Genomic DNA, 19,674 nt, shown 5'->3' on the forward strand with positions numbered 1-19,674 from the left:
GCGGCCTTCCGCCTCAGTTCTTCCGATCCCGGTTGGCGTGTACGTGACCAGCGTGCCGTGCGCGGATGTGGGGAGGTTGAATGCCCGGGGTGGCACGCCGCGCGCGCCCGGCGTCAGCCGGCGTGGCCCTGCGTGGCCCGGAAAACGATGACGGGACCGGGGGTTGAGCACCACATCCGGTCCCGCCCACCCCGCGCTTTTCGCGGGACGTTCATAGAAGGGTCAGCGGCTGACCTTCCGGTTCGCGCGCAGCCACTCCTTGTTCATGCTGGTGATGGAGAACAGCGGGATGCCCTTCGGGCAGGCCGTCGCGCACTCGCCGGCCAGCGTGCAGCCACCGAAGCCCTCCTCGTCCATCTGACCCACCATGTCGAGCACACGCGTTTCGCGCTCGGGCGCGCCCTGCGGCAGCACGTTCAGGTGGTTGATCTTCGCGGAGGTGAACAGCATCGCCGCGCCGTTGGGGCACGCGGCCACGCACGCGCCGCAGCCGATGCACTCGGCGTGCTCGAAGGAGAAGTCCGCGTCCGGCTTGGGCACCGGGGTGGAGTGCGCCTCGGGGGCCGCGCCCGTCGGGGCCGTGATGTAGCCGCCGGCCTGGATGATCCGGTCGAAGGCCGAGCGGTCCACAACCAGGTCCTTCACGACCGGGAAGGCGGAGGCGCGCCACGGCTCGATGTCGATCGTGTCGCCGTCCTTGAAGGACCGCATGTGCAGCTGACAGGTGGTGGTGCGCTCCGGGCCGTGCGCGTCGCCGTTGATGACGAGCGAGCAGGCGCCGCAGATGCCCTCGCGGCAGTCGTGGTCGAAGGCGACGGGGTCGTCCCCCTTGAGGATGAGCTCCTCGTTGAGGGTGTCGAGCATCTCCAGGAACGACATGTCCTGGCTGATCCCGTCCACCTCGTACGTGGACATGGCGCCGTCGGCGTCGGCGTTCTTCTGGCGCCAGACGCGCAGGGTGAGCTTCATGCGTAGCTCCGCTGAGTGGGGTGGACGTACTCGAAGACGAGGTCTTCCTTGTGCAGGGTGGGGGCCGTGCCGGTGCCGGTGAACTCCCAGGCGGCGGCGTAGGAGAACTCCTCGTCGACGCGGGCGGCCTCGCCGTCGGGGGTCTGCGACTCCTCGCGGAAGTGACCGCCGCAGGACTCGGCGCGGTGCAGTGCGTCGAGGCACATCAGCTCGGCGAGCTCGATGTAGTCGATGATGCGGTTGGCCTTCTCCAGGGACTGGTTGAACTCCTCGCCGACACCGGGGACCTTGATGCGGCGCCAGAACTCCTCGCGGATCTGCGGGATCCGGTCGAGTGCCTTGCGCAGCCCGGCGTCGGTGCGGGCCATTCCGCAGAACTCCCACATGAGCTCGCCGAGTTCACGGTGGAAGGAGTCGGGTGTGCGGTCCCCGTCGACGGCGAGCAGCTTGGCGAGCCGCTCCTCGGTCTCGCGCACGACCTCGACGGTGGCGGGGTGCGAAGCGTCGACCTCGTCCTTGTGCGGGTGCTTGGCGAGGTAGTCGTTGATGGTGGCGGGGAGCACGAAGTAGCCGTCGGCGAGTCCCTGCATCAGGGCACTCGCGCCGAGCCGGTTGGCGCCGTGGTCGGAGAAGTTCGCCTCACCGATGGCGAACAGGCCGGGGATGGTGGTCTGGAGGTCGTAGTCGACCCAGAGTCCGCCCATCGTGTAGTGCACGGCGGGGTAGATCCGCATGGGGGTCTTGTACGGGTCCTCGTCGGTGATCCGCGCGTACATGTCGAAGAGGTTGCCGTACTTGGCCTCGACGGCCTTCTTGCCCATCCGCTTGATGGCGTCGGCGAAGTCGAGGTACACACCCTGGCCGCCGGGGCCCACTCCCCTGCCCTCGTCGCACACGTTCTTCGCGGCGCGCGAGGCGATGTCGCGGGGCACGAGGTTGCCGAACGCCGGGTAGATGCGCTCCAGGTAGTAGTCGCGCTCGTCCTCGGGGATCTCGCCCGCGGGGCGTGTGTCGCCCTTCGCCTTCGGCACCCAGATACGGCCGTCGTTGCGCAGCGACTCCGACATCAGGGTCAGCTTCGACTGGTGGTCGCCGGTGCGCGGGATGCAGGTGGGGTGGATCTGCGTGAAGCACGGGTTGGCGAAGTAGGCGCCGCGCCGGTGCGCCCGCCAGACGGCGGTCGCGTTGGAGTTCATGGCGTTGGTCGACAGGTAGAAGACGTTGCCGTAGCCGCCGGAGGCGAGCACGACGGCGTCCGCGAAGTACGTGTCGATCTTGCCGGTGACGAGGTCGCGGGCGACGATGCCGCGGGCCTTGCCGTCGACGATGACGAGGTCGAGCATCTCGGTGCGCGGGTGCAACTCGATGTTCCCGGCGGCGACTTGACGGCTGAGCGCCTGGTACGCGCCGAGGAGGAGCTGCTGGCCCGTCTGGCCGCGGGCGTAGAACGTACGGGACACCTGCACGCCGCCGAAGGAGCGGGTGTCGAGGAGGCCGCCGTACTCGCGGGCGAACGGCACACCCTGCGCGACACACTGGTCGATGATCTCGACGGAGATCTGCGCGAGGCGGTGCACGTTGGACTCGCGGGCGCGGAAGTCGCCGCCCTTGACGGTGTCGTAGAAGAGGCGGTGCACCGAGTCGCCGTCGTTGCGGTAGTTCTTCGCGGCGTTGATGCCGCCCTGCGCGGCGATGGAGTGGGCGCGGCGCGGGGAGTCCTGGTAGCAGAACTGGACGACGTGGTAGCCCTGTTCGGCGAGGGTGGCGCCCGCCGAGCCGCCGGCGAGTCCGGTGCCGACGACGATGACGGTGTGCTTGCGGCGGTTGGCCGGGTTGACCAGCTTGGCCTGGAAGCGGCGGGTGTCCCAGCGCTCGTTGACGGGGCCGGTCGGCGCCTTGGTGTCGACGACGGGTTCGCCGGTGGAGTAGTCCGCGTAGGTGCTCATGTTGTTCCTCAGCTCACCAATCCGGTCATGACGCCCACGGGCACGGCGATGAAGCCGAGCGTGAGCACCACGGCGAGTACGTTGCCGACGGTCTTCAGGACGCGGTCGCGGGTGCGGCTGCCGACACCGAGGGTCTGCGCGGCGCTCCAGAACCCGTGCTGGATGTGGAAGCCGAGGGCCAGCATCGCGACGATGTAGATGACGTTGCTGTACCAGGTCGAGAACGTGTCGATGATGTTCTGGTACGGGCGCAGGTGCTCATAGCCGCCCGGGTGCACCGTGCCGGTCGTCAGGTCGAGGATGTGCCAGACGATGAACAGGCCGAGGATGATGCCGCCCCAGCGCATGGTGCGCGTGGCGTAGTCGGCGCGCGGCTTCTTGTGCACGTACTTGCTGGGGCGGGCCTTCTGACCGCGTCGGCTCAGCTGGTACGCGGAGGTGGCGTGCGCGACGACGGCGACGACCAGCACCACGCGGGCGATCCACAGGCCCCACTCGTAGTGCAGCACCGGGCCGCCCATGGTGCGCAGCCAGGAGGCGTAGTGGTTGATCTCCTCGGGACCGAAGAAGATCTTGAGGTTCCCGATCATGTGCGCGACCAGGTAGAGCAGCATGACGAGCCCGCTCACCGCCATCACTGTCTTCTTGCCGACGGAACTGTCCCAGACAGTACGTGCCATGGACGGCCGTCGATCCGTCCGCGTTGCCAGAGCCATGGGTCAAGACGCTAGAGCCCAAGGGCCCGATCGGTCCAAGACATGGTCCGCCTCATTTCGATAGGCATTCGCTATCGAGGGGCTAGGGTGGGCTCATGCAGTTCCAGCAGCTCCAGTACTTCGTCGCGGTCGCGGAGACCCGGCACTTCACGCGCGCCGCCGAGCTGGTGCACGTCGCGCAGCCGTCGCTGTCCCAGCAGATCCGGGCGCTCGAGCGGGAACTGGGCGTCGACCTGTTCCTGCGGGCCCGCGGGAACATCTCGCTGACCGACGCCGGGGAGGCGCTCCTGCCGCTCGCCCGCCGCATCCTCGCCGACGCGGACACGGCGCGGCACGAGGTGCAGGAGCTGGCGCAGCTGAAGCGCGGGCGGGTCCGGCTCGGCGCGACGCCCTCGCTGTGCACGGGCCTGCTGCCGGACGTGCTGCGCTCCTTTCACGACCGCTATCCCGGCATCCAGCTGATGATCGAGGAGGGCGGCTCCCACGACCTCGTACGGGAACTCGCGCGCGGCGCCCTCGACCTCGCGCTCGTCGTGCTGCCGCTGCCCGCGCCGGCGCCCGCCCTGACGACGGTCGAGCTGCTGCGTGAGGAGCTGGTCGTGGTGTCGTCGAAGGACGCGCCGGCGCCGGGGCGGGGCCGCAAGTCCGTGCGCGTCTCCGACCTGGAGGGCGAGCGGCTCGTCATGTTCCGGCACGGGTACGACCTGCGGGAGCTGACCGTCGCCGCGTGCCGGGGCGAGGGCTTCGAGCCGGACTTCGCGGTGGAGGGCGGCGAGATGGACGCGGTCCTCGGGTTCGTGCGGGCCGGGCTCGGGGTGGCGGTGGTGCCGTGGATGGTGGCACACCGGGCCGGGGCGGACCTGCGGGTCACACCCCTGGCCAAGCCAGGACTCAGCCGCACGATCGCGCTCGCGCACCGGTCGGACGTGGCGCCGCCCCGAGCGGCGCGCGAGCTTCAGCGGATGCTGTTCGAGGGGCGCTCCTGAAGCTCAGCCGGTCGCGTCCGCAAGGGCCAGCTCATGGAGGCGGTCCGGCGGGCCGGGACGGGCGTAGTACCAGCCCTGGGCCGTGTCGCAGCCGAGGTGGCGGAGCTGCTCTGCCTGCGCGCCCGTCTCGACGCCCTCGACCGTGACCGACAGGTCGAGGCTGTGGGCGAGCGAGACGATGCCCTCGACGATCTTCAGGTCGACGGGGTCCGCGGGGAACTGCTGCATGCCCTGTGTGAAGGAGCGGTCCAGCTTGAGGACGTTCACGGGCAGGCGGCGCAGGTTCGCCAGGTTCGAGTAGCCGGTGCCGAAGTCGTCGAGGGCGATGTCGACGCCCATCTCGGAGAGCCTGCGCAGCGGCTTGAGGAGGTCGTCGTCCGCACCGATCAGGGCCGACTCCGTGACCTCCAGGCACAGCGCGTCCGGTTCGAGACCGAAGCGCTCCAGGATGTCGACCGTGTCCGCCACCAGACCGGGGTGGGTCAGCTGCATCGGGGACAGGTTCACGTTGATGCGGAACGCGCCCGCCTCCTCGTACCGGTCCTGCCACACCCGCGCCTGCCGGACCGACTCCTCCAGGACCCAGCGGCCGAGCGGCACGATCAGGCCGGTGTGCTCGGCGAGCGGGATGAAGCGGTCGGGGCCGAGCACGCCGTGCTGCGGGTGCAGCCAGCGGACCAGGGCCTCGGCGCCGCGCACGCTGCCGTCGCCGAGGTGCACCAGGGGCTGGTACTCGATGAAGAACTCGCCGCGGTCCAGGGCGGCGGGCAGCGCCGTCGTCAGGCCGTGCCGGGTGATGGCGCGGGCGTCGGCCTCGGGGTCCGCCAGCTCGTAGCGGTTGCCGCCCGCGGACTTCGCCCGGTACATCGTGATGTCGGCGCTGCGCAGCACCTCCGCGGGGCTGCGCTCGGCGGCCGGGCCCTCGACGATGCCGACCGAGCCGCGCACGGTGAGCTCGCGTCCGTCGATACGGATGGGCGTGGCCAGCGCGTGCATGATGCGTCCGGCCAGCTCGTCGACCTCGGCCTCGGTGTCCTTGCCGGTGGTCAGGGCCACGAACTCGTCGCCGCCGAGCCGCGCGACCATCTCGCCGGGCGCGGTGGCGCAGGCCTGGAGGCGGTCCGCGACCTCGACGAGGAGCCGGTCGCCCGCCGCGTGGCCGAGGCTGTCGTTGATGGTCTTGAAGCCGTCGAGGTCGAGGTAGCACAGGCCGAAGCGCATGCCCTCGCCCGCGCTGAGCACCTTCTCCAGGCGCTCGAAGAACAGGGTGCGGTTGGGCAGCCCGGTGAGTGCGTCGTGGGTGGCCTCGTAGCGCAGCCGCAGGTTCAGCAGTCGGCGCTCGGTCACGTCCTCCATGAGCGCCAGCTGGTACTGCGGGGCGCCGTCCGCGTCGCGCAGCAGCGAGACCGTCAGGTTCGTCCACAGGGCGGTGCCGTCCGGTCGCGAGTAGGCCTTCTCCACCCGGTAGTGCTCGCGCTCGCCCTGCACCAGCTCGTGGTACATGCGCCAGATGTGCGGGGCGTCCTCGGGGTGGGTCAGCTGGTGGGCCTTGCGCTTGAGCAGCTGCTGCCTGCTGCCGCCGAACATCCGCACCATCGTCTCGTTGACCTCGAGGATGGTGCCGTCGAGGTCGGCGATCCCGATGCCGATCGCGGCGCCGTGGAACACCGCGCGGAACTTGGCCTCGCTCGCGTGCAGGGCCTCGGCGACGGCGCTGCGGGCGTCGAGCGCGGCCCGCGATATGGCCTCCTGCTCGGCGCGGGTGCGCTCCCGCAGGGCGGCCGCGAACCCGGCGGCCATCGCGTGCTGGATGCGGGCGCAGCGCGAGCGCAGTTCCGCCGCGCGCTCCGCGGTGGGTGTCTGTTCCCCGCAGTGCCCGACGAGGTGTGTCTCCACCACGTCGAGGGTCTGGGTGAGTGCCTCGGGGTCGGTGCAGTGCGCGTCGACCAGGGCCGCGCCGACGGCCTGTGCCTCCGCCCGGTCGAGCACCCGCGAGGCGAGCGCGGTGCGCAGCCGGCGTACGAGCGGCACGAGTTCCGCCTCGAACTCGTGCCGGGTCAGCGAGGTCGCCGTGAGCGGGAAGATCTCCCGGCTCCAGAGCGTGGCGAACCCGCGCACTCTGTCTTCCGGCCCGGCCGACGCATCACCGCCGATGCTGTCGTCGGTCCGTGCCGACCTGTCCGTCCGGCCGGCTTTCCCGGCCCGGGGTCCGGGGTTCGTCCCCCGGGAGGATGCAGCAGTCACGCCTTGCGCCCCACTCCCACATAGCCCGCGAAGGTGTACGGGTCCTCGTCCTCTGGGGCGGTGTCAGGCCGCCACACCGGCATCGCCACGATGCCCGGTGCGACCACCTCGTACCCCTTGAAGAACCGTTTGATCTCGTCGCGGTTCCGCATGATCAGCGGATTGCGGACATCGTTTCGGTAGACGTCGACCATCCCGTCCGCCCGCTCCGTCTCTATGGGCATGCCCTCATTGGAGGCATGCGTCACGATGAGCAGGCTGCCCGGTGCGAGCGCCTCGCTGAGTTCGGCCACGGCCGCGTACGGGTCGTCGACCTCCTCGATGAAGTGCAGTACGGCGACGAGGAGCAGGGCCACCGGCCGCTCCAGGTCCAGCAGTTCGGCGACTTCGGGGCTCTCCAGGATCTCCCGGGGCCTGCGCAGGTCCGCCGTGACGACTCCGGTGTGCGGGACGTCCTCGAGGACCGCCCTGCTGTGCGCGACCGCGACCGGGTCGTGGTCGACGTACACCACGCGCGCTCCGGGGCTCGCCTGCTGGGCCACCTCGTGGACATTGCCGAACGTCGGGATGCCGGAGCCGATGTCGAGGAATTGCGTGATTCCGGCCTCCGCGGCGTATCGCACGGCACGCCGCATGAACGCCCGGTTCGCCTGCATGATCTTCGGCAGTCCCGGCAGGAACTCCATGGCCTTGCGGGCGGCCTCCCGGTCGACCTCGAAATTGTGCGAACCGCCCAGGTAGAAGTCGTAGATACGGGACACACTGGGCACCGAGATGTCGATGCCCTGTGGGGCCCAGGCGGGACGCTGCATCAAGGTCTCCATGGCGTAGGCGTGCCGGTGTTCGAGCCGAGGCTACTGATCCACCGCCAAAGGAGCGAGTCAAAACGGAAATTGACCGTCCGTTCCCGGTCACTGCCTCCGTCACGTGCCAATCGGCAACGATCCGAAACCATCCCGAAACCTTCTCTTTCCCCGACGAAAAGAACCGGCCCGCTCCCTCCACACGGCCTGACCAGGCCATGCGGGGAACGGACCGGCGACGAGCCAATTCCGTTGACGACTCTACTGTGGGCGCCTCACCGGGCGCACCGGACCCTCCCGGTTGTTACTTGGGAGCCCCTACCGGCTTTCCATTCGGAGCCGCCGCGTACCAAGTACCTCCTACGCCCTGACCGTTCGTGTCACCTGGCTTTTTGTCGCCCGCGAAGGTGTAGACGGGCCAGCAGTCCAAGGTCTGCTGCTTGGTTCCGTCGGGCCTTGTGAAGGTCATGTAGCCCTTCAGTGGAATGTTCTGCGTGTCGTTCTTCGCAACCGGAGCGACGGCGGGCCACTTCTCGGCGCAGGCGCCGACACAGTTCGTCTTGATGGGCCACGCCGAGTCCTTGAGGAAGCGGTAGACCGTCATGCCGTTCTTGTCGACGACGATCTCGCCGAGCTTCGGGTCGTTGCGCGTGGACAGGCCCGCGAGGTCGGCGGGCTGGGCCCCGGCCTCCTCCTCGGCCTTCTTGTTGGCCTTCTTGCCGTCGGGGGCCGCGGCCCACCAAGTGCCGCCCACGCCCTGGCCCTTGACGTCGCCGGCCTTCTTGTCCTCCGCGTAGTGGTACATGGGCCAGCCGTCGACCGTGAGCTGCTTCGTGCCGCCGGCGGCGGTGACCTCGCCGAGCAGTGACTCGTCGACCCCGGGCGCCGCCTTGGCGCCGCTCGCCGGCACGGCCGGCCACGCCTTCAGACAGGCCGCGTCGCAGTTCGACTTGGGCGGCTGCGCGGTGTCCTTGTCGAAGCGGTACAGGGTCATCCCTTCGCTGTCGGTGAGCACCTTGCCCAGTTCCTTGCTGTCCCACGAGGCGAGCTGGCCCGCGGACTTGGACTTGGCCGCGCTCTTGTCGGTGCCCGACGATCCGTAGCCGTCGGCGGACCCGTAGCCGCCCTGCGCGTCGGCCGCGCTGCCGACGTTCTGCCCTGTGGCCGCCTGGTCTCCCTGGTCCTGACCGCACGCCGTCGTCAGCGCCAGCAGGGCCGCAGCTGTCGCTACGAGCGAGGCGCTCCGCCAGGAGGTCTTCATCTCAACTCCCGCACATTCCTTGGGTGTTGCGCGGGCCCGAGCGGGCCGCACATGGCCCTAGGTACGGGCGGCGGTGACGGCTGTGTTCAACGCGGGGGAAGATTTCTTCGGTGCGGCAGGGGCGCACGCCGGGGGGCGCAGGCTCCGTAGCAGGCCCGCGCACGCGAGCAAACCCGAATGCTCCAGCGCCCCACCATCGGGCCATTCCGCGCCCGGGTCGGCGTGCCGGGGCCCGCCGCTGCTCAGGATCATGGTCGTGCATCGAACCAAGCGCCCCGGGTCAGCCCTGGTCACCCGCGTCATCGCGGTGCTCGTCACCGCCTGGCTGTGCGGCGCGCCGAGCGCGGCCGCCATCGCCGCACCGCTCGTCCTCCCGGCCGACGCCTGCGCCTACGCCTCCGTCGACGGCGGCTCGTCGGGCGACGCGGTGGCGGTCGCCGGCAGCGGCGTCGACTGCAGCGCGGGCCCCAGCACGCCCCCGCCGAAGAAGCCCGCGCCCAAGCCGCCGCCTCCCAAACCGGCGCCTCCGCCGCCACCTCCGCCCCCTCCACCACCGCCGCCGCCCCCGCCTCCGCCTCCGCCGACCCCCACACCGACGCCGCCGCCTCCCCCGCCACCGGCCCCCGCACCGCCCCCGAAGCCCGAGCCGAAGCCGACCCCGACCCATACGAAGCCCCCACCGAAACCGAAGCCGGTGCACTACCCCGCCTACCGCCCCACCGCCCATCGCGCCCCGCCGCGCGGCGGGCCGTCCCTGGTCTCGCTCACCCTGCTCATCACCGCGCCCGCGGTGCTCGCCGTCGCCGCACTGCGTCCCCGCTGATCCTGTTGAACCCATGTGGAGCTTTCGATGTCGGAATGGCTTGTTCTCGCCCTCGCGATGCTCGCGGTCTGCGGCGTCGTCCTCGTCGTCCAGGTCCTGCAGCAGCGCAGGATCGGCGAGGACGACGACCCGTCCGAGACTCCCGACGTCATCGAGTACATGACGATGATGATCGGCGTGGTCTACGCGATCGTCCTCGGCCTCGCCATCGCGGGCGTCTGGGAGGGCCGCAACGCCGCCGAGGACCACGTACGCAAAGAGGCACAGGCGCTGCACGAGGTCCATGAACGCGTCCGGGTCTACCCGGCGGAGATCCGGGACGACATCCGCGCGGATGTCGACAGGTATGTCAGCCATGTCGTCACCACCGAGTGGGACTCGATGCGCGACAAGAGCGAGCTGACCGCCAAGGGCGACTCGCTGCTGAAGAAGGTGCGCGAGGACGTCACGGACTTCGAACCGAAGAACGACTTCCAGGCGCAGGCCTATCAGCCGCTGCTCGACCAGGTGACGGCCGCCGACGAGGCGCGCGGCGCCCGCGAGGACTCGACGAGCGCCACGATGCCGGGCGTCGTCTGGTTCGGACTGACCATCGGCGCCCTGGTCACCATCGGCATGATCTTCGCGCTGCAGATCAGGCGCACCGCGCGCGAGCTGGTCCTCGCCGGGCTCTTCTCGTCCCTCATCGCGTTCCTGCTGTTCCTGATCTGGGATCTCGACGCGCCGTACAGCCGGGGCGTCGCGGCCACCGCGGATCCGTTCCTGACGCTGTTCCCGGGCGCCCATTGACCGATTCGTGCTGCGGCCCGCCCCGGCGCGCCGCACTCTGTGGTGCATGACCCGATGGCACGCCCCGATCGTCGTCCACCCGCCCGCACCGGCGGGTGGGCGGCATGTCTCCGTACGCGGACAGGCGCTCGGCCTGGCGCACAGCGACACGGACCTGACCGAACTGCTGCGCCGCGCCGGGTTCGGCGAGTCGGACGTGACGCTCGACGATCCGCACCTCGTGGAGTGGCGCGGCGCGGGCCCGCACGTGTGGCACACCGGCGGCCCGACGGAGCATCAGCACGGCCCGGACGCCACCTGACCGGCCCACACGGATGCCCCGTTCGTACGACACGGATCGCGGCCGTACGGGGGCGTCCCTAGCGTGTCGGGCATCGAGGTGGCTGTCCCCCGCGCGCGGAACCGGTCCGCTGCCGCTCCTCGTGAACCCCGGAGGAACCCCATGCACGCGATACGTGCCGCATCCGCCGCCGCTCTCTCGCTCGCCGCGCTGACCCTGACCGCGCCGTCGGCCGTCGCCGAGGACGGCTTCAGGCCCAGCATCTCCCCCACCACGATCGCCGCGGGCGGCAAGGTGACCCTGTCGGCCAGCGGCTGCACGGGGAAGACCGAGGTGACGGCCGGGATCTTCGACTCCGTCTGGATCAAGCCCGGCGAGGGCCCCCGCACCGTCCCGGTCGACTGGGACGCGAAGCAGGGCGCCGCCTACACCGTCACGTTCGTCTGCGACGGCGGCCAGCCCCGCAGGGTCGACCTCACCATCGCCACCGGCCGCCCCGACTCCTCCCCCAGCCCCGTCCCCCAGGGCGTCAAGGCCGGTATCGGCGGCAGTGCCGGCGGGCTGGACCTTCAGGAGGTCGCCCTCGGTGGCGCCCTGATCGCGGGCGCGCTCGGCACCGCGTACGTCGTGGCGCGCCGCCGCACCGGCGACAAGAGCGCCTGACCCGCCCCGCCGCCACCCATGTCGAACTGGCGCTTCGCGGACGAGGAACGGCCGGGACGGCGCGCCCCGTGGGGTGTGCTGGCGCTGGTGCTGCTCACCGGGCTGGCCCTCGTCCGCAGCGGTTCGGGAGAGTTCGACGAGGGGCCGCCGCAGCCCGCGTCCGCCGCGTCCGACGAACGGCGCGCACCGGAGGCGGCCGCGGCGAAGGCCGCCCGCCCGCTGCCGTTCTCGCCGGTCGACCGGGTCCGCATCCCGGCGATCCGGGTCGACGCCCCGGTGTCCGAGGTCGGCCTCGACGCGGACGGCTGGATCGACGCGCCGCCGCCGAAGGAGGCGAACCTGGCGGGCTGGTTCACCGGCGCGGCGGCGCCCGGCGAGCGCGGCACCGCTGTCGTCGTCGGCCACGTCGACAACGCGCGCGGCCCCGCCGTCTTCTACGGACTGGGCTCGCTGCGCGAGGGCCACCACGTGGAGATCCGCCGCAGGGACGGCAGGACGGCCGTCTTCCGGGTCTACGGCGTCGAGGTGTTCGCCAAGTCCCGCTTTCCGGGCCGCAAGGTCTACCGCTCGCACGGCACCCCGGAGCTGCGGCTCATCACGTGCGGCGGCCGCTTCTCGAAGCGCGGGGGCTACGAGGGCAACGTCGTGGCGTTCGCACGCCTGATGTCGACGCGCTGACCTCGCACCTGTCCCCGGTGTCCTGTCACACGCCGTGGGGGCGCGGCACCGTCAGCCGGTACCCGGCCTCCAGCAGGCGTGGCAGATAGCTGCGTACGGCGGTGAGCGTCTGGGAGCGGTCGCCTCCCGCGTCGTGGTTGAGGACGATCACGCCGGGCGCCGCGCGGTCGACGACCCGGGAGATCACCGTGGGGGTGCCGGGGTTGTCCCAGTCGAGCGAGTCCACGGTCCAGGCGAGCGGTTCCATGCCGAGTTCGGTCCCCAGCTCGAACACATGGCGGTTCCACGCGCCGTAGGGCGCCCGGAACCAGAGCGGCGGCTCGCCGACGGTCCGCTCGACGAGCTCGCTGGTGCGCTCGATCTCGGTGCGGATCCGCGTCCTGTCCAGCTTGAGGAGCAGCGGGTGCGTCCAGGTGTGGTTGCCGATGACATGCCCCTCGGCGGCCATTCTGCGCAGCAGGTCGGGGCTCTCCCGCGCCCGGTTCCCGCACACGAGGAACGTCGCGCGCACGTCGTGCTCGCGCAGCAGCCGGAGGATCTCGGGCGTGTACGCGGGGTCGGGGCCGTCGTCGAAGGTGAGCGCCATGGCGCGGTCGCCGGGTGCGGTGTCGAGCCTCAGGATGGGCGCCTTGCGCACCTTCAGGGCGGCGCGGCGCGGGCCGCCGGGTCCGGCCAGCGGGCGCAGCCGGTACGTGGACGGCTCGCGTACGGGGCGGGCGGCCCCGCCCGCGGGGGCCGGGGCGGCGCCCTGCCGGCCGGTGCCCGTGCAGCCGGTGAGGGCGGCGAGGCCGACGGCGGTGAAGCCGCGCAGCAACGTCCGCCGTCCCGTGATGTCCTGATGCTTTGTCATGATTAATGCGTGACACGGCACGCGGGCGCCGCGCGCGGAACCACCGGATGGGACGCGGGAAAGCACCTGTTCGGCGGCTTCTCCGTTAACCTCTGCCGCGTGACCGAAGAGCAGCCCCATCAGTTCGAACGTGGCACCGACGGACCGAAAGTGATCGTCGTCGGTGTCGACGGCTCCGATTCCTCGTTCCGCGCGGCGGCCTACGCGGGGGGCCTGGCCCGCAGACAGCACGCGTTGCTCGCCGTCGTCTACGTACAGCCCGTGATGACGGGCGGGGCCGCGCTCGGGGTGCCGGTCGCGGAGACGACCGACGAGATCGCCGAGGGCCTCATCCAGGAGATCCGCGCCTCGGCCGCTCGGGTCAAGGGCATATACGACGTGCGCTGGGAGTTCCACACCTTCCGCGGCGACCCGTTCAACGGCCTGGTCACGGCCGCCGACGAGCTGAAGGCGGACGCGGTGGTGGTCGGCGCGTCGGAGCAGGCGGGCCACCGCATCGTCGGCTCGGTCGCCGTGCGCCTGGTGAAGGCGGGCCGCTGGCCGGTCACGGTCGTCCCGTAAAACAATTCCGTGGGTGCCTCTACGGCGCTGCTGTCTTCCGAACCCGCTGTCACAGGGGCATCATGATCGGCCGTCAGCCGTCGTCGCAGCAGCGAAGAGGTGAGGTCCCCATGGCCGTCCCCCCGAACATCTCGAGAGGGCAGGGCGTACTGCGCCGCAAGCCCATCGAGCAGATCGAGGACACCGAGTCCGGCGGGAAGCTCACCCGCTCCCTCGGGCTGTGGCAGCTGACCGCGATCGGCGTCGGCGGCATCATCGGCGCCGGCATCTTCACCCTCGCCGGCACGGTCGCCAACGGCACGGCGGGGCCCGCGGTCCTCATCTCGTTCCTCATCGCGGGCGTCGCGAGCGCGGCGGCGGCCCTGTCGTACGCGGAGTTCGCCGGGCTCATCCCGAAGGCCGGGTCCGCGTACACGTACGGCTACGCCGTGCTCGGTGAGCTCGTCGGCTGGCTGATCGGCTGGGACCTGCTCCTGGAGTACACGGCGATCGTCGCGGTCGTCGCGATCGGGATCTCCGGCTACTTCAGCTTCCTGCTGGGCGAGATGGGCGTCGACCTGCCCAGCTGGATGCTGGGCGCGCCGGGCACCGGCAGCGGTCACAAGGTCGACCTGTTCGCCGCCGCGCTGTGTCTGCTCATCGCGTGGCTGCTGAACATGGGCATGAAGAACGCGGCCCGCTTCGAGACCTTCGTGGTCATCCTCAAGGTCCTCGTCGTGCTGCTCGTCATCGGCGTCGGCGTCTTCCACATCAACTCGGACAACTACACGCCGTTCTTCCCGTTCGGCGTCAGCGGCGCCTTCACCGGCGCGGCCACCGTCTTCTTCGCGGTCTTCGGCTACGACGCCATGTCGACGGCGGCCGAGGAGTCGAAGGACGCGCAGCGCCACATGCCGAAGGCGATCATCTACTCGCTGATCATCTCGATGGTCCTGTACGTCCTCGCCTGCCTGGTCCTGACCGGCATGCAGAACTACAAGGACATCGACCCGGAGAGCGGCTTCTCGACCGCGTTCAAGTCGGTGGGCCTCAGCGGTCTCGCGGACGTGATCGCGGTGGGCGCGATCATCGGCATCCTCACCGTGATGTTCACGTTCATGCTGGGCGTCACGCGCGTGTGGTTCGCGATGTCGCGCGACGGGCTGCTGCCGAAGTGGTTCGCGAAGACCCATCCCACGCGGCACGTGCCGACCCGTGTGACGTGGATCGTCGGCGTCTGCTCCGCCGCCATCGCCGGCTTCCTGCCCATCGGGGAGGCGGCCGAACTCACCAACATCGGCATCCTGCTGGCGTTCGTCGTGGTCTGCGTCGCGGTGATCGTGCTGCGCTACCGCCAGCCGGAGCTGCCGCGCACCTTCCGCACGCCCGCCATGCCGTTCGTGCCCGCGATCGGCATCGTCTTCTCGATCTGGCTGATCACGTTCCTGCAGTGGCAGACGTGGGTGCGGTTCGCCGTGTGGTTCCTGGTCGGTCTGGTCATCTACTTCGCCTACTCGTACAGGAAGTCCGAATTGGCCCGCACCTCCGACTGATTCGGCTGATTCCGCACTGGCCCGCGGGACGCCGCCCGTCCCGCTCACCGCACCGCTCGTCGAGGGCTTCGCCCCGTCCGCCGCAGAGCCCCGCGCGTCCCCTGGGCGCGCGGGGCGGGCTGCGCTGCCATGACGCCCATGACGACGGCGCTCACGACACCCACGACGACGGAGGAGGACCTCGCCCAGGTCCAGCGGGAGCACGGCGGTCCGCTGTTCTCGTTCCTGCTGCGCCTGTGCGACGGTGACGCCCAGCGCGCGGAGGACCTGGTCCAGGAGACGTACGTACGCGCCTGGCAGCATCCCGAGGCGCTCGATCCGCGCTACGAGTCGGTGCGGCCCTGGCTGTTCACGGTCGGGCGGCGGCTCGCCATCGACGCGCGCAGGGCACGCCTTTCGCGGCCCGCGGAGGTGGGCGACGCGGTCCTGGAGAACGCCCGGGTGTGCGCGGACCACGCGGAGCGCTCGGCGGCCGCGCTCGATGTCCGGGACGCCGTGGCGACCCTCACACCCGAACACCGGGCGGTTCTGCTCGAGGTCTACTTCAAGGGCGCTAGTGTGGCCGAGGCCGCAGAGACCCTCGGCATCCCCCCGGGTACGGTCAAGTCCCGTGCGTACTACGCGTTGCGGGCGTTGCGCCGTGTCCTTCCGGGTTACGCATCCGACCTGCGGTGAAACCGAAGGCCGGGTCAAGCATCGGTAAAGCGCCTTGCTCCGCACCCCCTTTCCTCGGTTGAGTAATCCGCTGTCCTCCCCGGTGAGTTGAGACGGGTGGGTCCGGGGGCCGAAGCAGCACACGGACCGGAGGAAGGCAGGAAGGCGATGCGGTACGGGAGCGATGAGGGCACGGACGGCACGTCCGGCGCCGAGAGTGGGCCGGGCGACGGACTCGTCGTCCCCATGGCGTGGTTGTACGCGGAGTACATCGCGGACGAGTTGCTGCGCACGGGCGACCTGATGCCGCCCACGTCCTTCGAGTTCAAGGCGGGCCGTGACGCGCTCGCGCTGACGATCTTCCTGTCCGACGCGGGCGACGAGCTGTCCGGGATCCGCGTCGTGTCCCAGCTGGAGAACTGGCTGTCGCTGACGGCGTACGACCAGCCGTGGCAGTCGTGGGTGCGGGACCGCTTCTCGGAGCGGCTCGACCAGGACGCGCGGGCCCGGCGCCCCTCGCCCGACCTGCTCCTCGCCGAGGCCGCGTGGAGATGGCTGGAGGAGACCGAGCTGCTCGCCCCCGACCTGGACGCGGTGCCCGTGCCGGACGAGGAGGACGGCCCGCAGGTGTGGACGCCCGCGTGGCAACTGGGTTTACCGCTCGGCCACTTGGCGATCTCCCTGTTCTGAGCGGGGCCGCGGTCCCTACGGCGCGTACACGCCCGCACGGTACTTCGGGATACGGATGGTGATCTTCATGCCGGCGCCCTCCGCGGTCTCGATCACCAGGCCGTAGGCGTCGCCGAAGACCTGGCGCAGGCGTTCGTCGACGTTCGACAGGCCGATGCCGCGCCCGTGGCCGCCCTCACCGCGCAGGATCGCGCGGAGTTCGGCGGGGTTCATGCCGACGCCGTCGTCCTCGATGACGACCTCGGCCTCGGCGCCCGCGTCGGTGGCGCGGATGGAGATGAGGCTGCGGGTGACGGCGCCCTCCAGACCGTGCTTGACCGCGTTCTCGACGAGCGGCTGCAGGCACAGGAACGGCAGCGTGACCGGAAGGACCTCCGGGGCGATCTGGAGGGTGACGGAGAGCCGGTCGCCGAAGCGGGCGCGCACCAGCGCCAGGTACTGGTCGATGGAGTGCAGTTCGTCGGCCAGCGTGGTGAAGTCGCCGTGGCGGCGGAACGAGTAGCGGGTGAAGTCGGCGAATTCCAGGAGGAGTTCGCGGGCCCGCTCGGGGTCGGTGCGGACGAACGAGGCGATCGCCGCGAGGGAGTTGAAGATGAAGTGCGGCGAGATCTGCGCGCGCAGCGCCTTGATCTCCGCCTCGATGAGGCGGGTGCGGGAGCGGTCCAGTTCGGCGAGTTCGAGCTGAACCGAGACCCAGCGGGCGACCTCGTCGGTGGCGCGGGCGAGCACCGCGGACTCGCGGGCCGCGTAGGCGACGACGGCGCCGAGCACCCGGCCGTCCGCGACCACGGGCGCCGCGACTGCCCACCGCAGCAGGCAGTCGTCGTTCGGGCAGCCGCAGCCGAACGCGGCGCTGCGGCCCCCGGCGAGCACCGGCTCCACCCGCTCCATCACGTGCGCGGCGTGGGTGTGTTCGGCCGCCCCGTCCCAGGCGAGGACCGTGGAGCGGTTGGTGACGGCGAGGGCGTCCGTGCCGAGCAGCGTGCGCAGGCGGCGGGCGGACTTGCGGGCGGTGTCCTCGGTGAGGCCCGCGCGCAGTGCAGGGGCGGCGAGCGAGGCGGTGTGCAGGGTCTCGAAGGTGGCGCGCTCCACGGGCGTGCCGACGTCGCTGCGCCCGTCGGGGTGGGCGGTGCGCCGCCCGAGCAGGAACCCGGCGCCGAGCAGCAGCGGGCACAGGGCGATGAGGGCCGCGGTGACGGTGCCGCTCACTCGGGACCGCCTCCCGTCTCCCCCGCACGCGCGCGTGGCGCCGGCTTGAGACCTCGCGCGGACGCCTTCAGCGATTCCGGGAGGTGCAGTCGCGTCATCGTCGCCGTCGTGTGCGGCGGGATCGCGTCCCGCGTCGCCAGGGACACCAGGATCATCGCCAGGAAGCCGACCGGCACCGACCACACGGCGGGCCAGGCGAGGAGCGTGTGCAGCCAGCCGGAGGTGACCGGCCCCGCGACCGTCAGCGTCACCGCCATGAGGGCCGAGCCGCCGCCGAGGAGCAGGCCCGCGAGCGCCCCCGGTGGGGTGAGGCGGCGCCACCAGATGCCCAGGATGAGCAGCGGGCAGAACGAGGACGCCGACACCGCGAACGCCATGCCGACCGCGTCGGCGACCGGCACCCCGTCCACCAGGAGCGCCCCGCCGAGCGGCATCACGATCGCGAGCAGCACGGCGAGCCGGAAGTGCCGTACGCCGCGTGCCTGGAGCACGTCCTGGCTGACGACTCCGGCGACCGCCATCGTCAGCCCCGACGCGGTGGACAGGAATGCCGCGAACGCGCCGCCCGCGACCAGCGCGCCCAGGAGGTCGCCCGCCACCCCGTCGAAGACCCGCCCCGGCAGCAGCAGCACGGTGGCGTCGGCGTCCTGGGTGGCGGTGAGTTCGGGCGCGTACAGGCGGCCCAGCCAGCCGTACACGGGCGGCAGCAGGTAGAAGAGGCCGATCAGGGCGAGGACCACGACGGTGGTGCGGCGGGCCGCGCGGCCGTTGGGGCTGGTGTAGAAGCGGACGACGACGTGCGGCAGGCCCATCGTGCCCAGGAACGTGGCCATGATCAGGCCGTACGTGGCGTAGAGCGGGTGGTCGGCGCGGCTGGTGGCGAGGGGCTGGCCCGCGCCGACCCCGGCGGACGGCGGGGCGAGGCTCGCGGCCTCCGGCGGCGGGGCGCCGTTGCCGTGCCAGGCCAGCAGGAGGAAGAAGGCGGGCACCAGGAGGGCGGTGAGCTTGAGCCAGTACTGGAAGGCCTGGACGAAGGTGATCGAGCGCATGCCGCCCGCCGCGACCGCGAGCACCACGACCGTGGCGACGAGCGTCGCCCCGAACCAGCGGGGCGCCCCGGTCAGGATCTGCAGCGTGAGCCCCGCGCCCTGGAGCTGGGGCACCAGGTACAGCCAGCCCGCCCCGACGACGAACAGACTGACCACGCGCCGCACCTGGCGGGACTCGAGGCGCCCCTCGGCGAAGTCGGGCAGCGTGTACGCGCCGGAGCGGCGCAGGGGCGCGGCGACGAAGACCAGGAGGACGAGATAGCCCGCCGTGTAGCCGACCGAGTACCAGAGCATATCGGGGCCGTGGATCAGGAGCAGCCCGGCGATGCCGAGGAAGGAGGCGGCCGAGAGGTACTCGCCGCTGATCGCCGCCGCGTTGAGCCGGGGGCCGACCGTACGGGACGCCACGTAGAAGTCGGACGTCGTGCGGGACACGCGCAGGCCGAAGCCGCCGATGAGGACGGTGGCAAGGACGACGACGGCCACCGCAGGGATCGCGTACGCCTCGTTCACGGCGCTCCGTGGTCGGCCGGGCGGCCGCGCACCAGGTCGGCGAAGTCACGTTCGTTGCGCTCGGCGCGGCGCACGTACCACCAGGCGATCAGCACGAGGAACGGGTAGCAGCCGAAGCCGAGGACGAGCCATTGGACGGGTGCGTTGCGCAGGGCGCCGAAGAACAGGGGCAGGACGGCGACGGGGACGGCCATGAGCATGAACGCGGTGATGCCGGCGCGGAGTTGGCTGCGCATGAGGGAGCGGACGTAGGCGGCGCCGAGGGTGGTCTGTTCGTCGATCTCCCACTGCGTACGGAGGCCCTCCGGGCCGGGGACCTGGCGGGGTTCGCCGGTCACGGTTTCGCGTTGGGGGTGATCGGACACGGGCGGAGTTTAGGCAGGTCGGGTGGCTCGGCGGAAGGGGTTGCTCGCGGTGGGACGGGGTTGCGGTCGCGGGGCTCTGCCCCGGGCCCCGCG

The 19,674-nt window shown here is 71.1% G+C and carries 20 protein-coding genes; 10 read left to right on the forward strand and 10 right to left on the reverse strand.

The annotated features are described in order from the left end of the window. Positions 1–222: 222 nt before the first annotated feature. From ACFV9W_RS00370 to ACFV9W_RS00380, 3 genes are read right to left on the reverse strand one after another with little or no spacing between them, the layout of a single operon-like run. Positions 223–969: a succinate dehydrogenase/fumarate reductase iron-sulfur subunit gene (locus ACFV9W_RS00370; protein WP_385753692.1), complete on the reverse strand. Its 747-nt coding sequence runs from the start codon at positions 967–969 to the stop codon at positions 223–225. After that, positions 966–2,915, reverse strand: coding sequence for a fumarate reductase/succinate dehydrogenase flavoprotein subunit (locus tag ACFV9W_RS00375; protein ID WP_385753695.1), 1,950 nt, complete (start codon positions 2,913–2,915; stop codon positions 966–968). The genes ACFV9W_RS00370 and ACFV9W_RS00375 overlap by 4 nt, the downstream gene beginning before the upstream one ends. Positions 2,916–2,923: 8 nt before the next feature. Next, positions 2,924–3,595, reverse strand: a complete 672-nt coding sequence (locus tag ACFV9W_RS00380; protein WP_385753698.1) for a succinate dehydrogenase — start codon at positions 3,593–3,595, stop codon at positions 2,924–2,926. Positions 3,596–3,726: 131 nt separating this feature from the next. On the opposite strand from ACFV9W_RS00380, the gene ACFV9W_RS00385 reads away from it, so the two are divergent. Then, complete coding sequence (locus ACFV9W_RS00385; RefSeq protein ID WP_385753701.1) at positions 3,727–4,617, forward strand: LysR family transcriptional regulator; 891 nt, start codon at positions 3,727–3,729, stop codon at positions 4,615–4,617. Between the two features lie 3 nt (positions 4,618–4,620). On the opposite strand, the gene ACFV9W_RS00390 is transcribed toward ACFV9W_RS00385, so the two are convergent. The 3 genes from ACFV9W_RS00390 to ACFV9W_RS00400 form a co-directional block, all read right to left on the reverse strand. After that, complete coding sequence (locus tag ACFV9W_RS00390; protein ID WP_385754856.1) at positions 4,621–6,771, reverse strand: putative bifunctional diguanylate cyclase/phosphodiesterase; 2,151 nt, start codon at positions 6,769–6,771, stop codon at positions 4,621–4,623. A gap of 86 nt (positions 6,772–6,857) precedes the next feature. After that, positions 6,858–7,673, reverse strand: a complete 816-nt coding sequence (locus ACFV9W_RS00395; RefSeq protein ID WP_385753703.1) for an SAM-dependent methyltransferase — start codon at positions 7,671–7,673, stop codon at positions 6,858–6,860. 295 nt (positions 7,674–7,968) lie between these two features. After that, the gene (locus tag ACFV9W_RS00400) at positions 7,969–8,925 is read right to left on the reverse strand and encodes an SCO0930 family lipoprotein (RefSeq protein ID WP_385753706.1); all 957 of its coding nucleotides are present in this window, start codon (positions 8,923–8,925) and stop codon (positions 7,969–7,971) included. A 250-nt stretch (positions 8,926–9,175) separates the two neighbouring features. Between ACFV9W_RS00400 and ACFV9W_RS00405 the strand changes: the two genes are divergently transcribed. From ACFV9W_RS00405 to ACFV9W_RS00425, 5 genes are all read left to right on the forward strand, one after another. Continuing rightward, complete coding sequence (locus ACFV9W_RS00405; RefSeq protein WP_385753710.1) at positions 9,176–9,748, forward strand: hypothetical protein; 573 nt, start codon at positions 9,176–9,178, stop codon at positions 9,746–9,748. A 27-nt stretch (positions 9,749–9,775) separates the two neighbouring features. Then, entirely contained in the window at positions 9,776–10,537 is a 762-nt protein-coding gene (locus ACFV9W_RS00410; RefSeq protein WP_385753712.1) for a DUF4239 domain-containing protein, read from the forward strand. Between the two features lie 46 nt (positions 10,538–10,583). Beyond that, the gene (locus ACFV9W_RS00415; protein WP_385753715.1) at positions 10,584–10,838 is read left to right on the forward strand and encodes a hypothetical protein; all 255 of its coding nucleotides are present in this window, start codon (positions 10,584–10,586) and stop codon (positions 10,836–10,838) included. A 141-nt stretch (positions 10,839–10,979) separates the two neighbouring features. Continuing rightward, positions 10,980–11,480, forward strand: a complete 501-nt coding sequence (locus ACFV9W_RS00420; RefSeq protein WP_385753717.1) for a hypothetical protein — start codon at positions 10,980–10,982, stop codon at positions 11,478–11,480. An 18-nt stretch (positions 11,481–11,498) separates the two neighbouring features. Next, positions 11,499–12,158, forward strand: coding sequence for a class F sortase (locus ACFV9W_RS00425; RefSeq protein ID WP_385753720.1), 660 nt, complete (start codon positions 11,499–11,501; stop codon positions 12,156–12,158). Between the two features lie 25 nt (positions 12,159–12,183). Here ACFV9W_RS00425 and ACFV9W_RS00430 read toward each other — a convergent pair whose 3' ends face one another. After that, on the reverse strand, positions 12,184–13,008 hold the full coding sequence (locus ACFV9W_RS00430; protein ID WP_385753722.1) for a polysaccharide deacetylase family protein: 825 nt from the start codon (positions 13,006–13,008) through the stop codon (positions 12,184–12,186). 99 nt (positions 13,009–13,107) lie between these two features. Here ACFV9W_RS00430 and ACFV9W_RS00435 point away from each other — a divergent pair, with 99 nt between their 5' ends. From ACFV9W_RS00435 to ACFV9W_RS00450, 4 genes are all read left to right on the forward strand, one after another. Beyond that, positions 13,108–13,569, forward strand: coding sequence for a universal stress protein (locus ACFV9W_RS00435; RefSeq protein ID WP_385753724.1), 462 nt, complete (start codon positions 13,108–13,110; stop codon positions 13,567–13,569). A gap of 110 nt (positions 13,570–13,679) precedes the next feature. Then, positions 13,680–15,101, forward strand: coding sequence for an amino acid permease (locus ACFV9W_RS00440; protein ID WP_385753726.1), 1,422 nt, complete (start codon positions 13,680–13,682; stop codon positions 15,099–15,101). A 129-nt stretch (positions 15,102–15,230) separates the two neighbouring features. Next, complete coding sequence (locus tag ACFV9W_RS00445) at positions 15,231–15,776, forward strand: sigma-70 family RNA polymerase sigma factor (RefSeq protein ID WP_385753729.1); 546 nt, start codon at positions 15,231–15,233, stop codon at positions 15,774–15,776. 147 nt (positions 15,777–15,923) lie between these two features. Then, positions 15,924–16,445: a hypothetical protein gene (locus ACFV9W_RS00450; protein WP_385753731.1), complete on the forward strand. Its 522-nt coding sequence runs from the start codon at positions 15,924–15,926 to the stop codon at positions 16,443–16,445. A 15-nt stretch (positions 16,446–16,460) separates the two neighbouring features. Here the strand turns inward: ACFV9W_RS00450 and ACFV9W_RS00455 are convergent, their stop codons facing one another. Genes ACFV9W_RS00455 through ACFV9W_RS00465 form a run of 3 tightly spaced genes read right to left on the reverse strand, consistent with a single transcriptional unit; the run spans position 16,461 to position 19,554 of the window. Next, on the reverse strand, positions 16,461–17,654 hold the full coding sequence (locus tag ACFV9W_RS00455) for a sensor histidine kinase (RefSeq protein WP_385753734.1): 1,194 nt from the start codon (positions 17,652–17,654) through the stop codon (positions 16,461–16,463). Then, complete coding sequence (locus ACFV9W_RS00460) at positions 17,651–19,216, reverse strand: cation acetate symporter (protein ID WP_385753737.1); 1,566 nt, start codon at positions 19,214–19,216, stop codon at positions 17,651–17,653. The genes ACFV9W_RS00455 and ACFV9W_RS00460 overlap by 4 nt, the downstream gene beginning before the upstream one ends. After that, positions 19,213–19,554 (reverse strand): hypothetical protein, encoded by a 342-nt coding sequence (locus ACFV9W_RS00465; RefSeq protein ID WP_385754859.1) that lies wholly within the window; start codon positions 19,552–19,554, stop codon positions 19,213–19,215. Before ACFV9W_RS00465 ends, ACFV9W_RS00460 begins: the two co-directional genes overlap by 4 nt. Positions 19,555–19,674 lie beyond the last annotated feature (120 nt).

The sequence above is a fragment of the Streptomyces sp. NPDC059897 genome (genome assembly GCF_042730865.1).
Classification (GTDB): Bacteria; Actinomycetota; Actinomycetes; order Streptomycetales; family Streptomycetaceae; genus Streptomyces.